14 protein-coding genes are annotated in these 15,957 nt (G+C 64.4%); 8 read left to right on the top strand and 6 right to left on the bottom strand.

Going from position 1 to position 15,957, the window contains the following annotated elements:
* The first annotated feature begins 131 nt into the window (after positions 1-131).
* Entirely contained in the window at positions 132-722 is a 591-nt protein-coding gene (locus ACIP1G_RS19925; RefSeq protein ID WP_400740232.1) for a TetR/AcrR family transcriptional regulator, read from the top strand.
* Between the two features lie 11 nt (positions 723-733).
* Here ACIP1G_RS19925 and hpaR read toward each other — a convergent pair whose 3' ends face one another.
* On the bottom strand, positions 734-1,156 hold the full coding sequence (gene hpaR / locus ACIP1G_RS19920; protein ID WP_400740229.1) for a homoprotocatechuate degradation operon regulator HpaR: 423 nt from the start codon (positions 1,154-1,156) through the stop codon (positions 734-736).
* Positions 1,157-1,258: 102 nt separating this feature from the next.
* On the opposite strand from hpaR, the gene ACIP1G_RS19915 reads away from it, so the two are divergent.
* Positions 1,259-2,557, top strand: coding sequence for an NAD(P)/FAD-dependent oxidoreductase (locus ACIP1G_RS19915; protein ID WP_400740226.1), 1,299 nt, complete (start codon positions 1,259-1,261; stop codon positions 2,555-2,557).
* Positions 2,558-2,752: 195 nt separating this feature from the next.
* Here the strand turns inward: ACIP1G_RS19915 and feaR are convergent, their stop codons facing one another.
* From feaR to ACIP1G_RS19900, 3 genes are all read right to left on the bottom strand, one after another.
* The gene (feaR, locus tag ACIP1G_RS19910) at positions 2,753-3,694 is read right to left on the bottom strand and encodes a transcriptional regulator FeaR (RefSeq protein ID WP_400740223.1); all 942 of its coding nucleotides are present in this window, start codon (positions 3,692-3,694) and stop codon (positions 2,753-2,755) included.
* 113 nt (positions 3,695-3,807) lie between these two features.
* Entirely contained in the window at positions 3,808-4,380 is a 573-nt protein-coding gene (locus tag ACIP1G_RS19905) for a DUF3156 family protein (protein ID WP_400740220.1), read from the bottom strand.
* On the bottom strand, positions 4,361-5,857 hold the full coding sequence (locus tag ACIP1G_RS19900; RefSeq protein WP_400740218.1) for an APC family permease: 1,497 nt from the start codon (positions 5,855-5,857) through the stop codon (positions 4,361-4,363). Before ACIP1G_RS19900 ends, ACIP1G_RS19905 begins: the two co-directional genes overlap by 20 nt.
* 372 nt (positions 5,858-6,229) lie before the next feature.
* On the opposite strand from ACIP1G_RS19900, the gene ACIP1G_RS19895 reads away from it, so the two are divergent.
* The 6 genes from ACIP1G_RS19895 (at position 6,230) to ACIP1G_RS19870 (ending at position 13,729) form a co-directional block, all read left to right on the top strand.
* Positions 6,230-7,717 carry an aldehyde dehydrogenase family protein gene (locus ACIP1G_RS19895; protein ID WP_400740216.1) on the top strand — a complete coding sequence of 496 codons (1,488 nt, stop codon included), beginning with the start codon at positions 6,230-6,232 and terminating at the stop codon, positions 7,715-7,717.
* Positions 7,718-7,894: 177 nt separating this feature from the next.
* Positions 7,895-9,205: a hypothetical protein gene (locus ACIP1G_RS19890; RefSeq protein ID WP_400740214.1), complete on the top strand. Its 1,311-nt coding sequence runs from the start codon at positions 7,895-7,897 to the stop codon at positions 9,203-9,205.
* Positions 9,206-9,442: 237 nt separating this feature from the next.
* Complete coding sequence (locus ACIP1G_RS19885) at positions 9,443-10,660, top strand: multidrug effflux MFS transporter (RefSeq protein WP_400740211.1); 1,218 nt, start codon at positions 9,443-9,445, stop codon at positions 10,658-10,660.
* A 125-nt stretch (positions 10,661-10,785) separates the two neighbouring features.
* The gene (locus ACIP1G_RS19880; protein ID WP_400740210.1) at positions 10,786-11,925 is read left to right on the top strand and encodes a tyramine oxidase subunit B; all 1,140 of its coding nucleotides are present in this window, start codon (positions 10,786-10,788) and stop codon (positions 11,923-11,925) included.
* A gap of 31 nt (positions 11,926-11,956) precedes the next feature.
* On the top strand, positions 11,957-12,379 hold the full coding sequence (locus tag ACIP1G_RS19875) for a RidA family protein (protein ID WP_400740207.1): 423 nt from the start codon (positions 11,957-11,959) through the stop codon (positions 12,377-12,379).
* Positions 12,380-12,433: 54 nt separating this feature from the next.
* Positions 12,434-13,729, top strand: a complete 1,296-nt coding sequence (locus ACIP1G_RS19870; RefSeq protein WP_400740204.1) for an NAD(P)/FAD-dependent oxidoreductase — start codon at positions 12,434-12,436, stop codon at positions 13,727-13,729.
* 186 nt (positions 13,730-13,915) lie between these two features.
* On the opposite strand, the gene ACIP1G_RS19865 is transcribed toward ACIP1G_RS19870, so the two are convergent.
* Together ACIP1G_RS19865 and ACIP1G_RS19860 are read right to left on the bottom strand one after the other, a co-directional pair.
* Complete coding sequence (locus ACIP1G_RS19865) at positions 13,916-15,427, bottom strand: CoA-acylating methylmalonate-semialdehyde dehydrogenase (RefSeq protein WP_400740201.1); 1,512 nt, start codon at positions 15,425-15,427, stop codon at positions 13,916-13,918.
* Between the two features lie 172 nt (positions 15,428-15,599).
* Positions 15,600-15,950 (bottom strand): cupin domain-containing protein, encoded by a 351-nt coding sequence (locus ACIP1G_RS19860; RefSeq protein WP_400740198.1) that lies wholly within the window; start codon positions 15,948-15,950, stop codon positions 15,600-15,602.
* Between the last annotated feature and the right edge of the window lie 7 nt (positions 15,951-15,957).

Raw genomic sequence — 15,957 nt, 5'->3', positions numbered from 1 at the left:
GTTACGAGGGGAACATTGCACTTTCCATGGCACGCGGAAATTGCCCTGCAACAAGCATTGACCCGTGCATTTTCGATCACCACAATCCCACCCTCAAGACGCGCGCGGCCCACCGCGCCCCTGACGGAGCGATGCTGTTGAAAGACCTTTCCCCCTCTGCGCTGCGCGTGTGCGAAGCCGCCGTCGGCCACTTCGCCGAGTACGGCTACGACGCCTCTTCGCTGAACGAAATCGCCCAGCTGGCCGGCATGCGCAAGGCCTCGCTGTATGCGCATTTCGCCAGCAAGGATGCCCTGTTCGTGGAGGTGTACCAGCGCGCACTGGCGCAGGAAACCGCGTTCGTCGAACAGGGTTTCGCTGAAGAAAGCGGCAATGGCCTGGCGCCCGGGCACTGGCTGGCACTGCACCTTGCCGAACGTTACAGCGCCTCGGCCGAACTGCGCTTCGTGCTGCGCACGGCGTTTCTGCCGCCAGCCGAGATCAAGCCAATTGTGACCTCGGGCTTTGAAAAGTACCTGGACGGCGTGCGTGAGGGTTTCTGCCAGGCCCTGCAGCTTCGCCACAGTTGGGCCGATGAGCAGTTGGCGGTGTACGCCGATGCCTACCTGGGCATCATCGACAGCCTGCATGTAGAGCTGATGTACGCCACCCCGGCCGCCTATGCACGGCGCGCAACAGCCTTGCTGAAACTGCTCGACGACTCGCTGTCACTGCAACGCTGACGCCTTGCGCGTCAGGGTTTGATCTTTTTCATTTCATCCAGCAACTGCATCAGTTGCTGCAGCTTGTCCTCGCCGAACTGGGCGAGGATCTTCTCGTAGTTGCGCGCCATTTCCTCACTCATGGCAATGAACGCCTGCTGCCCTGCTTCGGTCAGGCTGATGAACACCCGGCGCTGGTCTTCCGGCGACTTTCGCCGCGCCACAATGCCATCGCGCTCCAGGCGCTTGAGCACCCCGCTCATGCTTGGTTTGAGAATGCAGGCCAGCTCGGCCAGTTGATGGCTTTCCAGTTCGCCCTGTTGGCGCAGGATGCGGATTACCCGCCATTGCTGCTCGGTCAGGTCATGGGCATTCAAGGCTGGGCGGAAAAACGCCATGGTGGCTTCGCGTGCCTGCAGCAGGGTCAGGGTCAGGGAGGGTCTTGGTGTGCTCATGCGGGCTCGGGTGGGCTGAAAATTGCAAACCGGCGAGTATGCCAGTGCATAATCATTAATACATTAATAGAATGATTTCTACCCATTTCCGCAGGCGGCGTCATGATCACCCTCGAGAGCCCCACCTATTACTCGGCGACCAGGAAGTACAACCTGAGCTTCCCTACCCTGGAAAGCGACATCGAGGCCGATGTGGTGGTTATCGGCGGCGGCTTCTCTGGTATCAATACTGCGCTTGAGCTGGCGGAACAGGGTGTGACCAACATCGTCGTGCTGGAAGCCCGCTACCTGGGTTATGGCGGCACCGGGCGCAACGGCGGTCAAATCATGGCAGGCATCGGTCACGACCTGGAGAAGATTCGCAGCAGCGTCGGCGACCAGGGCGTGAGGGACATTTTCGAGATCAGCGAGCTGGGCGCCGGCATCATCAGGCAACGCATCGCCCGCTATGCCATCGACGCCGACTTCTGCCACGGCTACGGCTACATGGGCTTCAACAGCCGCCAGGCACAGACCCTGCGCCAGTGGGAGAAGGCGTTCAAGGCGATCAACACCCGCGACGAGATTCGATTTCTTGGCGGCAGCGAAGTGCGCCAGATCATCGGCAGCAATGCCTACAGCAGCGCCCTGCTGCACATGGGCGGTGGTCACGTGCACTCGCTGAACCTGCTACTTGGTGAAGCACAAGCGCTGGTCGGCCATGGCGCACGCATCTTCGAACACAGCCCGGCACTGGAGGTAACCTACGGCGAGCGCATCAAGGTGCGCACCGGCCGTGGTTCGGTGCGCGCCAGCAAACTGCTGTGGGCCTGCGACAGCTTCCTCAACAAGCTGGAGCCAGAGCTGCACGCGCGCACCATCAATACCTACGCCTTCCAGATGATGACCGAGCCGCTTTCGGACCAGTTGATCGAGCGGATAAGCCCGATCCGTGGCGCCTACAGCGACATTCGCCCGGTAATCGACTACTACCGCGTCACCCGTGAGAACCGCCTGCTGTTCGGCGCCGCCACGCCCTTCGTCGAGCACATCCCGCTGGACCTCAAGGCCTGGAACCGCGCCCTGATGCTGAAGATCTTCCCCTACCTGAAGGACGTGCGCATCGACCTGGCCTGGGGCGGCCCGATGGCCACCAGCGCCAACCTGTTCCCGCAGCTCGGCACGCTAGGCAAGCGGCCCAACGCCTTCTACGTGCAGGGTTACTCCGGCTTTGGCGTCACGCCCAGCCACATCATTTGCAAGATCCTCGCCGAGGGCATGCTCGAAGGCTCCAGGCGCTATGACCTGGTCAGTTCGGTCAAGCATGCGCGCATCTTCGGCAAGGACCACTTCCGCCCGCTGCTGCTCACCGCCGGCAAGACCGTGCACCAGCTGTCGGGCTACTTCAACGGCCGCCGCTGAATCCAAGCCCTGCGCGGTCCTTGTAGGAGCGGCTTCAGCCGCGAACACCGGCGCAGCCGGTGCCATGCACCGCGCTGGATTATTCGCGGCTAAAGCCGCTTCCACAGGGTATGCGGACTGCTTGCGAACTCAGTTCTCTGTGCGGCAGCGCAGCCCAAAGGGCTGGGCGACCTCCTACAAGGACGCGCTTTTCCCTCAAGCCATCGCCTGTGCCCGATAATCCTTCGGCGAACGCTCGAACTGCTTCTTGAACGAACGGCTGAAATGCGCCGAATCGGTAAACCCCCACTTGTAGGCAATCGAGGTGATCGACTCGCCCCTGAAGAACGGGTTGGCCAGGTCATCCGCGCTGCGCTTCAACCGCGCCCGCTGAATGTAACGGCAAACGCTATCGCCCTGCTCCTCGAACAATCGGTACAGGTGGCGCACCGAAATGTTCAGGCGCCCAGCCAGGTTGGCCGGGGTAAGCCCAGGCTGTGACAGCGACTCGTCAATCACCTGCTGCACATAGCCACGCAGGTTGGCACCGCCCAACGCCCCAAGGTTGCCTGGCACCTCACCATTTCGCTCGAAACCCGGCTCCAGCAGCGCGATAAAGGCAGTCTGCAGCGCGTCGCCCTGGGCGCCATCACCGCTGACGTTACCGTCCTTGCACAGCTGGTCCATCAGCACATGGAGCATGCGCCCGCAGGCGTTGCTGGAGGAGATCTTGCCAAACATCGGGCCACTGCCCTGCACGTACTTGCGCACCTGCTCGCGCGACAGGGCCAGCGAGACATGCTCGATCAACCCGCTAGGGGTGATCTCGCAACGCCCGACCGAATCCATCAACAGCAACTCACCCGGCGCCAGGCTCACCTGCATGCCGCCCTGGGCTACGGTCGAATGCCCCGTACGCTGGCTGACCAGGAAGCAATGCTGATCGTCATCGAGGCAGGGGTTTTCACCCAGCCGGCGGATGTTGCCGGCGTTGGTGCGCAGGTTGGCCAGCGGCAAGCCCGCGCGGGAAAAGGTGGAGATCTCACCGATGAACAGCGAGTGATTGGACGCAAGCTCCGTCTCGAAGCGGCCGCAGACCTGCTGCATGGCCGTGGTCCAGCGTTCCAGCCCCTGACGGTTGGATTGTTGAGTATGCATGGCTGCCCTCGACGCAGGATTTGTTGTTATGCGCACATTGTTAACATGTTATCTATGTGCGCACAACTGTCATCATTTGTCGTTAGACAGAGCAAGGCATGTGCCAAGCCGCGTCAAAGGCCGGGCAGCAAATCGCTGAACTGGGCCAGGCTGGCCATCAGGTACGCCCGCTGCTGCGGGCTGATCGGGATGTAACGGCGAAACGCCGGCATGCGGTTGACCACTTCGCTGCCGCCCATGTGTTCCAGCACCAGTTGCCATTGGCCGTCGCGGCAAGCCAGGTTCAGCCGCTTGAAATCCAGCGGCATCAACGCTGCCACTAGCGCGTCGTGCCGCAGCAAGCGGTCGCGCAGATGGGCGAAGCGCACCTGGTCGCCCTTGCGATGCACGCAGGCCAGGCCGGTACGGCGCAGCGCACCGGTATGACGCATTTCGAGGCTGACCTCGCCCTCTTGCAGGGCAGGAAGCTGCAGGTGGAATTCACAGCTGACGATGTGCATCAGCAGGTGCGCCTCGACGCGCTCGTGCACCTCGGCCCGCCAGCCCTGCGCCGGGTCGTGCATCACCCCGCCAACTGCAATGTTCTGCTGCCCCAGGTTGCGCGCCAGGCACGCCAGCGTGGCCCCGGGGCGGTAGCCGGCAGGCGCCCGCGGCGCCAGCAGCCGCTCACGCAAACTTCTGATCATGCTGCATAGGCTCCACTACATGGCCCGGCTCGGCGGCGAATTCCTTCTTCAGCACATCCTCGACCCGGGCGGGCTTGAACGGGTTGACCTTCTGCACGCACAGCGTCCAGAACAACGCATAAGCCGCCGTGGCACCGAGCATGATGGCGAATGGCACGTAGACATCGGCCGGGTTCATGCCCGGTGGCGTGATGAACGCCATGCCAATCAGGATACCGCTGCTGGAGACGATCTGCGGCAGCGGGAACAGCGGCGAGCGATAGGCTCGCGGCAGGTCTGGGCGGCGGATGCGCAGTATTACCACCGACAGCGTCACCAGCAGGTAGGCGGTGCTCCAGGCGCACACGGCAGCCAGCACCAGGTGCAGGATGTTGTCCGGGTTGCCGCCCAGGTACCAGGCATGCAGGCACGGGATCAGCGCCACCACCACAATGCACAGCAGCGGTGTCTTGAAGCGCGGGTGCAGATAGGTGAACGCCTTGGGCAGCGCGCCATCGACCGCCATGCCATAGAGAATGCGCGGCACACCGGCCATCAGCGTGTTGATGGTCGCCGCGCCGGCGAACAGGAAGCCGATGCCCAGCCACACCGGGCCGATATCACCCATCACCTGTTCGGCGAAGCGCGGGATGGCCATGGGCGTATCCAGCAGGTGCACGCCGCTGGCGGCATCGAGCACCACGTTTTCCACCTGGCGCTTCATTGCCGCGCCGTAGATGAACATGCAACTGGCCACGCCGAACAGGCCCAGTGCCATAGCCCGCGGCAACACCCAGGCCGAGCGGCGCAGTTCGGGTGCCAGCGGCGTGACGAACTCGCAGCCGACGAACATGAACATGGCCATGCCGATCAGCGACAAGATGGTCATCAGGTCGGTGCCCACCAGCGATACGCCAAACGGGCCGTCCAGTTCCACCGCTGGCGCGGCGATCAGGCCAAGCACACCGAACACCATCAATGTGGTCCACATGCCGAAGGTGAGGATGACTTCGGCGCGGCTGAAGGCGCTGACACCAAAGGCATTGAGCACTGCGAACGCCAGCACGAAGCACACGCCCAACAGCCACGAACCACCGGCGGATTCGGCCAGGGTGTTGAGGTGTTCAAAGTTCACCAGCGCCATCACCCCTGACAGGATGGTCTCGGCAGTACCGGCGAACACATGCACGATCAGGTAGGCCGACAGCGTGCCGGTGATGGCGAAGAAGCGGCCCAGGCCGCAGTTGATGTAGTCGTATACCGAGCCTGTGGTTGGCAGGATCGACGCCGCCTCGGCAAAGGTGGTGGACTGCGCCAGCATCATCAGGGCGGCGATGACCATGGCCACGGCAAAGGCGCTACCGCCAATGCCAAAACCCATGGTTGCGGTGAGGATCACCGGGCTGGCCATGATCAGCCCGACAGTGCTGGCCAGTGCGGTGGGGAAACCGACCGTGCCGCGGTTGAGGTGCTCGGTGAGCTTGTTATTGAGTGACATCGTTATGCCCCGGCTTGTTTTTGTGGCGTTGAACGAGTGATTACTGTGCGCCGCAGGGGGCATGGCGTCTTGCCAATGGCTGCCGCCGGGTTTGTTGCTGGCTGCCAGACATCGCCCTGAACACAACACCGTCCTTGTAGGAGCGGCCTTGTGTCGCGATAGGGCTGCGCAGCAGCCCCAGCAATATCTGCGGCGAAGCTGAATTCGAGGGGCTGCTGCGCAGCCCGATCGCGACACAAGGCCGCTCCTACAAGGGACCGCGCAAGGCTGACCCAAGGCATGGCAGCCACAGTCATGCCGCTGTCACGCAGACGCAAGAACCCGCCTTGCCCGCTCTCTATGCTCCATGCTCCACCTGCCCCCGGAGTTCGCATGAGCGACATCACCCTCCTCCCCGCCGTCACCGCCTTCCTGGCCCGCGAGCATGGCGTGTTCATTCACGGCCAGACCCTGGCCAGCCAATCCTCGGCAAAAATCGCCGTGGTCAACCCGGCCAACGGGCAGACCATCGCCCACATCGCCGACGCCAACCAGGCCGATGTCGACCACGCCGTCAGCTCGTCGCGCCAAGGCTTCAGCACCTGGTCGCACACAAGCCCCGCCGCCCGCGCCGCAGTGCTGTTCAAGCTGGCCGACCTGCTGGAAGCCAACCGCGAGGAACTGGCGCAGCTGGAGACCTTGCAGTCCGGCAAGCTGATCGGCATTTCCCGTGCCTTCGAAGTAGAGCAGGCCGCGCATTTTTTGCGCTACTACGCCGGCTGGGCAACCAAGATCACCGGCCAGACCATCACCCCGTCACTGCCCTCGTTTGCCGGTGAGCGCTACAGCGCCTTCACCCTGCGCGAACCGATCGGTGTGGTGGTAGGCATCGTGCCGTGGAACTTCGCCACCATGATCGCCATCTGGAAGCTGGCCTCGGCCCTGACCACCGGCTGCAGCATTATCCTCAAACCCAGCGAGTTCACCCCGCTGACGCTGCTGCGCATAGCCGAACTGGCCACCGAAGCGGGCCTGCCGGCCGGGGCCCTGAACGTGCTGACCGGTGGCGGCCTGGTGGGCAAAGCGCTGATCGAGCACCCAGGCACCGACAAAGTATCGTTCACCGGCTCCGTCCCCACCGGCATCGCCGTCGGCCAGGCCGCCATGGGCGCCAAGCTGACCCGCGCGACGCTGGAACTGGGCGGCAAGAACGCAGTGGCCTTCCTGCCCGACGTGGCAACCGACAAGGCAGTGGACGGCATCATCGAGGCCGGCTTCCTGCACTCGGGGCAAATCTGCGCAGCCGGCGAGCGCTTCTATGTGCACCGCTCGCGCATCGACCCGCTGCTGGACGCCTTGTCCCAGCGCCTGGGCCAGCTGAAAATCGGCTCGCCGCTGGACGAGGCCACCCAGTTCGGCCCGGTGGCGAACAAGCCGCACCAGCAGAAACTGGCCGAACTGTTCGCCACCGCCCGCGCCGAAGGCAGCCAGATCATCCACGGCGGCAAGCTGGGCGATGGCCCGGGCTGCTTCGTCGAACCCACCGTGATTCTCGCCCGGTCGGCCAACGACACGCTGCTGAACCAGGAAACCTTCGGCCCGGTGGCAACCTTCCTGCCGTACGACGATGAAGACGAGCTGCTGCAGCTGGTGAACGCCTCGCCCTACGGCCTCAGCGCCAGCCTGTGGACCAACGACCTGGGCAAGGCCATGCGCATGATTCCGCAGGTCCAGGCCGGCACCCTGTGGGTGAACATGCACACCTTGCTCGACCCGGCCGTGCCGTTTGGCGGCATCAAGGCGTCCGGCATTGGCCGCGAGTTCGGCTCGGCCTTCATCGATGACTTCACCGAGCTCAAGTCGGTGATGATCCGCTACTGACCCGCCCCCTGGCCAAGGCGTGCAAACGCCTTGGCAGCCACAAACAAGACCCCGCCCCGCCGCACACGCCCTAATAGGCCATCGCCGCCAACCGCGATGGCCCCTCGCCAGACCGAGGGTGCCCCCGAACAACAAGGCCACCGTTCAGGCGGCCGAGAACAAACGAGGGATGTGCAAATGGTCAAACCGCAGACGCTGTCCAGCCTGGCCCTGGCTGCATTGCTGGCCAGCCAGGCCGCGCCGGCCTACGAGCTGTACGCCGACGATGACAGCCACCTGAACGCCGACATGCTGGCGGTATGGGGCATGTTCAACAGCCGCAAGTACTACGACGGCACCACGGGTGGTTCGACCTGGCGCGAAGGCTTCATCAAGTATGGCCTCAGCGGTGACCAGGGCCTGGCGGGCAACGGCACGCTGTATGGCAGCCTGAATTGGGTAAGCTCGGCCACCTGGGGCGATGGCGATGCGGCTGGCAACACCGACGGTTCCGAACGCACCACCAAGATCGAGGACGCCTACCTTGGTTGGCGCTCGGCCGACCTGTTCCCGGTGCTGGGCAAGGATGGCGTGGACGTTTCCGCTGGCCGCCAGACCATTCGCCTGGGCAGTGGCTTCCTGATCAACGACGACGGCCCCAACCTGGGCAATGGCGTGGCCGATGGCGCCCTGAACCGCGGCGGCGCCTACTACCTGGCCGCCCGCCATGCATTCGATCGCACCGCCATGCTGCGCCTGGGTGGCAGCGATGGCCTGCATGGCAGCCTGCTGTGGCTGAAATCCGACAACCGCGCCCAGGCCGAAACCGAACTGGCGGCCGGCACGCTGGACTATACCCACGCCCTGGGCACTCTGGGGCTGACCTGGATTCACGGCATTGACGTCACCGACCAGTGGGCCAGCGAGTTCCAGAAAGCCCGCGAAGGCATGGACGTGTACAGCGCGCGGGGCGAAGGCAACGCCGGCATCGACAATGCCAGCTTCGCCTTCGAGTACGCCTCGCAGGACAAGACCGACGGCCCCGAGCAAGCCTGGTACCTGCAGGCTGGCTACACCTTTGCCGAACTGCCATGGGCACCGCAAGTCACCTACCGCTATACCCGCTACTCGGCGGGCTGGGACCCCCTGTTCAGCGGGCTGTCCAGCGGTTACGGCACCTGGTTCCAGGGTGAAGTCGCCGCCAACTATGCCGGCCCGTTCAACAGCAACACCGGCATCCACCATGTGGGTGTGAAAGCGACGCCATTGGAAAACCTCACGGTCGGTGCGCTGTATTTCGACTTCGACACCGTGCGTACCCGCGACAGCCTCAACCTCGATGCGCGGGAGCTGGACCTGTATGTGGAATGGGCGGTCAACGAGCATCTGATCATCAGCCCGCTGGTGGGGCTGTACCAGCCGCGCAAGGATGAGAGCAATGGCGGTAACCAGGTGGGGGGGAATGGCACCAACGTCTACAGCCAGCTGACCGTGGCTGTGCCGTTCTAATCCGCATCAACGCGGTCCTTGTAGGAGCGGCCTTGTGTCGCGAAAGGGCCGCAAAGCGGCCCCAGGATTTCAGCACCACGGCATAAATGGCTGGGGCCGCCTTGCGGCCCTTTCGCGACACAAGGCCGCTCCTGCAAGGGACCGCGCAACTTCCTGAAGGATTTGACCTTGCGTGGCCTGGCGCATAACATCCGCCAACCTACCGACCGGTAGGTTAAAAATCAGCCAGAGAAAACCATGCAAGCAGATCCCTCTCCCCCGGTACCTTTCCGCTTCGCCCTGGGCCTCGGCCTGGTCGGCGCCCTGGGCCCTTCCGCCGTCGACATGTACCTGTCGAGCCTGCCGGAAATCGCCAGCCACTATCAGGCAAGCTTCACCCGCGTGCAGCTGACGCTGACCTTCTTCCTGCTGGCCATGGGTGCCGGCCAGTTGATCTTCGGCCCGGTCGTCGATGCCTATGGCCGGTGCAAGCCGCTGCTGGCCGGCCTGCTGCTGTTCATCCTGTGCTCGCTCGGCGCAGCCGCAGCCCCCAGCCTCGACACCTTGATCGTGCTGCGCTTCTTCCAGGGCCTGGGCAGTGCGCTGACCCTGGTGGTGATCATGAGCATGGTCCGTGATGTCAGCCAGGGCGTTGCCGCCACCAAGCTGTTCGCCCTGCTGATGACCATCGAAGGCGTGGCGCCGATCCTGGCCCCCGCCCTGGGCGGCATGATCGACACACATTTCGGCTGGCGCGCGGTGATGCTGGTACTCGCCGGCATGGGCTTGGCGGTGCTGGCCAACAGCCTGCTGAACCTGCCGGAAACCCTGCCAGCGAGCAAACGCGAACCCCTGCACCTGGCCCACGCCTGCTGCACCTACCTGGCCATCCTCGCCGACCGCCGCTTCCTGCGCCCGACCCTGGCCGTGGCGGCGGTGTTCTTCTTCCTGTTCGCCTACATCGGTGGTGCCACCCTGGTGTACCAGGCCCACTACGGTTTGAGCGCCCAGGCCTTCGGCCTGCTGTTCGGCGCCACCGGGGTGTCGATCCTGTTCGGTGCCATGGCCGCCAGCCGCCTGATCAGCCGCCTGGGCCTGAATACCCTCACCCGCCTGGGCGTGCTGTGCATGGCTGGCGGCGCCGGCATCAGCCTGCTGGGTGCGCTGACCGGCCTGGGGCTGCCGGGTGTGGCCGGCGGCATGGTGGTGGCACTGTTCGGCCTGGGGATAGCCGAGTCGACGCTGATGTCGCTGGTCATGGCCTCGCAGGAAAAGGCGCTGGGCTCCACCGCCGCGTTACTGGGTGCCATCCAGCTGTCGGTGTCGGCGGGCGCAGCACCCCTTGCCGCTGTGGTGCTCAACCACGGCCCGACCGCGTGGGCCGCACTGCTGGCCCTGTGCACCCTGGTGGTGTGCCTGCTGGGCACCCTGAGCCTGCGCGACACCCCCGCCAGCTTCTCGCTCGCAGGCCACTGAAGGCTTGGCACTGACGGTCAACTCGGCTGGCAGGCAGGCACAAGACGACCTACCAGTCGTTAGCGAAACTGGTTGCCTCGATACCAACAATAAATCCGACGGCAGCCAGCCCTGCGAGACCCGCTATGACCCTCGATACCAGAATTGACTTCATCTACCTGTCCGAGCAGGACATGATCCGCGCCGGCGTCACCGACATGCCCGCCTGCGTCGACACCATGGAAGAAATGTTCGGCCTGCTGTACCAGGGCGACTACCGCATGGCCGGCCCGAACAGTGACTCGCACGGCGCGATGATCACCTTCCCCGAGCACTCGCCGTTCCCCAATATGCCCAAGCCCACCGCCGACCGGCGCATGATGGCGATGCCGGCGTACCTCGGTGGCAACTTCCAGACCGCAGGCGCCAAGTGGTACGGCTCGAACATCGCCAACCGCGAGAAGGGCCTGCCCCGCTCGATCCTGATGTTCACCCTCAACGACGCCGACACCGGCGCACCACTGGCGCACATGTCGGCCAACCTGCTGTCGGCCTACCGCACCGGCGCCATCCCGGGTGTCGGCGCCCGCCACCTGGCGCGCAAGGACGCCAAGGTCATCGGCCTGGCCGGGCCTGGGGTGATGGGCAAGACCACGGTCGCCGCGTTCATGGCCGTCTGCCCGCTGATCGACACCATCAAGATCAAAGGCCGCGGCCAGAAGAACCTGGATGCCTTCGTCGCCTGGGTCAAAGCCAGCTTCCCGCAAATCACCCACATCCAGGTGGTGGAAACACTGGAAGAGGTGGTGCGCGGCTCCGACCTGGTCAGCTACTGCAGCTCCGGCGAAGTCGGCGACCCCAGCCAGTACCCGCTGGTGCGCCGCGAGTGGGTCAAGCCTGGCGCATTCCTGGCCATGCCGGCGCCGTGCAGCATCGATGCCGGCATGGAGCAGCACGACGTACGCAAGGTGGTGGACAACACCGGCCTGTACGAAGCCTGGTTCGAAGAGCTGCCCAAGCCCGCGCACAACCACGTGCCGCTGGTAGGCGTGCGCTTCATGGACATGATCGCCGAAGGCACGCTGGCTGCAGAGCACCTGGAAGACATCGGCAAGATCATCAGCGGCGACGCACCTGGCCGCCTGCATGACGACGAAATCATCCTGATGTCGGTAGGCGGCATGCCCGTCGAAGACGTGGCCTGGGGCACTGTGGTGTACCGCAAGGCGCTTGAGCAAGGCATCGGCGTGAAGCTCAACCTCTGGGAAACCCCCGCTCTCAGCTAATCCCCCACAACCAGACAACAAGGCAAAGCCCATGACACAGATCACCAAACTGAAAACCGGCTCCAAGTTCGAAGACATGGCCAGCTACTCCCGCCTGGTGGCGGTGGACAACTGGATTCACGTATCCAATACCGCTGGGCGCAACCCGCAGACCCAGCTCATTCCGGAAGACGTCATCGAACAGACTCATCAGGTGTTCGCCAACATCGAAAGCGCCCTGGCGGCGGTCGATGCCAGCCTGGCCGACGTCATCAACTCGCGGGTGTTCATCCAGGACCCGGCCGATGTGCCACGGGTCATGGAGGTGATCGGCGAGAAGTTCCGTGGCATCGACCCAGCCACCACGGTCACCTGCCCGCCGCTGGGCTCGACCGTGTACAAGGTCGAGCTGGAAGTCACCGCCTACCGCGGCGCGGCGCAAGCGCAAGTGACCATGATCCGCCTTGGCCAGTGATGCCACTGGCTGTCGCTGAGCACTTTCCCTGCCCGAACCACAACGAGTAACGCCATGTCTCCCACGATCGCCCCAGTGCAAACCAGCGCCCGCCACCCCGCCGCCACCACCGTGGTGATCATCGGTGGCGGCATTATCGGCCTCACCGCCGCACTGACCCTCGCCGAACGCAACATACCGGTGGTGGTGCTGGAAAAGGGGCGCCTCGCTGGCGAGCAGTCCTCGCGCAACCTCGGCTGGGTGCGCAAGACCAACCGCCACGCCCACGATATCCCGCTGGCGCTGGCGGCCGACCGGCTGTGGGCCGAAATGCCGGCGCGGGTGGGCAGCGACGTCGGCTATCGCCAGGCCGGCATCATGTTCATCGGCCGCAACGACACGCAGATGGGCATGCATGAAGGCTGGCTGAAAAGCGTCGAGGCGCTGGGCCTGGATTCGCGCTTGCTGAGTGCGCGTGAAATCGCCCAGATGGTGCCGGGCGGCCAGGCAGACTGGGCAGGTGGCATCTTCACCCCTTCGGACGCGCGTGCCGAACCGACCTTGGCCGCCAGCGCCATCGCCCGTGCGGCAATGGCCAAGGGCGCGGTTATCGTGGAGCACTGCGCAGTGCGTACGCTGGTCACTGCGGCCGGGCGTGTCAGCGGGGTAGTCACCGAGCAAGGCGAGATCCGCTGCGACCAGGTGCTGCTGGCCGGTGGCCTGTGGTCACGCAAGTTCCTCGGCAACCTGGGCATCAACCTGCCGACCTTGCCACTGACCTGCTCTGTGCTGCGCACCGAGCCAATGGACGGGCCGACCGACATCGCGGTAGGTGCCCCGGACTTTTCCTTCCGCAAGCACAAGGATGGCGGCTTCATCATCACCCAGCGCGGCGCGCTGGATGCCTTCCTCACCCTCGACCACCTGCTGCTGGGGAAGCGCTACCTGCCGCAATTGCGTGCCCAGCGGGACTTTTTGCGCATCAGCTTTGGCAGGTACTTTTTCAAGGACCTGGCCCTGGCCCGGCGCTGGAAGGCCAGTGATGTGACCCCTTTCGAGCGCGTGCGGGTACAAGACCCGCTCGCCAACCCGGCGCTCAACGACGAGGCCATGCGCAACCTCAAGGCGGCCTGGCCGGTGTTCGAACAGGCACGTATCGCCAGCGCCTGGGCCGGCACGATTGACGTTACCCCAGACTCCAACCCGATGATCGGCCCGGTGGCCAGCGTCCCGGGCCTGACCCTGGCCACCGGTTTCTCCGGGCATGGCTTCGGCACCTCGCCGGCTGCCGGGCAGCTGGCTGCGGACCTGGTGTCCCAATCCGCCCCCCTGATCGACCCGGCGCCCTACCGCTTCGAACGCTTCGCCTGACCCTTTCGGGTTCACGCAGGCCCTGTAGGAGCGGCTTTAGCCGCGAAGAATCCCACGCGGTGCATGGCACCGGCTGCGCCGGTGTTCGCGGCTAAAGCCGCTCCTACAGCGGTCGCGCTCGCCTGCTAAGACGCAAACAGCCCCGCTGCGTGGGCGGGGCTGTTTGTGGTCAGCTAGCCGAGTGCCTTAGTGGCTGGTCGGCATCGCAAACTCCGCGCCTTTGGCAATCGCTTGTGGCCAGCGCTGCATGATGCTCTTCTGCCTGGTGTAGAAGCGCACCCCTTCCTCGCCGTAGGCATGCATGTCGCCGAACAGGCTCTTTTTCCAGCCACCAAAGCCATGCCAGGCCATCGGCACCGGAATCGGCACGTTGATGCCGACCATGCCCACCTGAATACGGCGGCCGAACTCACGGGCGATGTGGCCGTCGCGGGTGTACAGGCTCACACCATTGCCGAACTCGTGGGCGTTGATCAGGTCGACCGCTTCGGCAAAGTCTTTCACGCGCAGGCAAGCCAGCACCGGGCCGAAAATCTCTTCCTTGTAGATGCGCATGTCCGGGGTGACGTTGTCGAACAGCGTGCCGCCCAGCCAGAAACCGTCGCCACAGCCTTCGCCAGCGGTCTGGCCATTGAAGCCGCGACCATCGACCAGCATGGTTGCGCCTTCTTTCACGCCTTGTTCGATGTAACCGGTGATGCGCTCCAGCGCCGCACGGGTAACGATCGGGCCCATCTCGGCCTCAAGATTGGTGCCGTTCAGCACTTTCAGTTCGCGGGTACGCTCGATCAGCTTGGGCATGACTTTCTCGGCCGTTTCGTCACCAACGAACACCGCCACACTGATCGCCATGCAGCGCTCGCCAGCCGAACCGTAGGCCGCGCCGATCAGCGCGTCGACGACCTGGTCGATGTCGGCATCAGGCATCACCACCAGGTGGTTCTTCGCGCCACCCAGGGCCTGCACGCGCTTGCCGTGACGGGCGCCGGTCTCGTAGATGTGGTTGGCAATCGGAGTGGAACCGACGAAGGAGATGGCTTGCACATCCGGGTGTTCGATCAGCGCGTTGACCGCGTCCTTGTCGCCCTGCACCACGTTGAATACGCCATCTGGCAGGCCGGCCTGCTTCAGCAACTCAGCGATGAACAGGCTCGGGCTTGGGTCCAGCGGGCTCGGCTTGAGCACGAAGGTGTTGCCGGTGGCCAGGGCGACCGGGAACATCCACATTGGTACCATCACCGGGAAGTTGAACGGGGTGATGCCGGTGACCACGCCCAGCGGCTGGCGCAGGGTCCAGTTGTCGATGTTGGTGCTGACCTGGTCGGTGAAGTCGGTTTTCAGCAGCTGCGGCGCGCCGCACGCGAACTCGACGATTTCGATACCACGCATCACCTCGCCCTGGGCGTCGGTGAAGACCTTGCCGTGCTCGGCGGTGATCATGCGGGCCAGGTCGTCACGGTGCTCGTTGAGCAGCGCCAGGAACTTGTTCAGCACCCGCGAACGGCGCAGCGGCGACAGGTTGCTCCAGGCCGGGAAGGCAGCCTTGGCCGAGGCGACGGCGGCGTCTACGTCTTTCTGTGCAGAAAGCTGTACCTGGCCGGTGACCACGCCAGTGGCCGGGTTGTAGACCGGCAGTTGCTGGCCGCTGGTGGTCTCGGCCTGAGCGCCGGAGATCCAGTTCATGATGGTTTGGGTCATTGTAGTTTTCCGAACATGTTCAATGGATTTGGCTACGGCCCTGTAGGAGCGGCCTTGTGTCGCGATCGGGCTGCGCAGCAGCCCCAGGATTTCAGCCTTGATGCAAAAGTTGCCGGGGCCGCTTTGCGGCCCGATCGCGACACAAGGCCGCTCCTACAGGGACCGCGTGATATCAATAGATGGCGTAGACTTTGCGCACGGTTTCCAGCACATCCCAGCGGCCAGTCCAGCCCGGTGGCAGGATGATCAGGTCGCCGCCCGTCACTTCCACCACATCCTGGGTGCTGTCGTCGGTGAGCAGCGCCTTGCCCGAGATGATGTAGGTGAACTCGGTGTCAGGGCGGTCGACCACCGGCCAGCCGCCTGGCTGGCACTCCCACACACCGAGGTTGCCAACCGCCTCTGGCGCCTGCTTGCTGATGGCGACCTGCGGGTCACCTTGGTCGGCGCCGGCGCGCTGGCCGGCGGCAGTCAGTGGCAGGGCCTTGATGTCGGCGTGCTTGATGATGGTGAACGAAGGCATGAGGGTT

Origin of the sequence: Pseudomonas sp. NPDC089392 (assembly GCF_044749595.1) — a bacterium.
Lineage (GTDB): Bacteria > Pseudomonadota > Gammaproteobacteria > Pseudomonadales > Pseudomonadaceae > Aquipseudomonas.
Note: the sequence above shows the minus strand (reverse complement) of the source record. Positions and strands in the feature narration are given on the sequence as shown.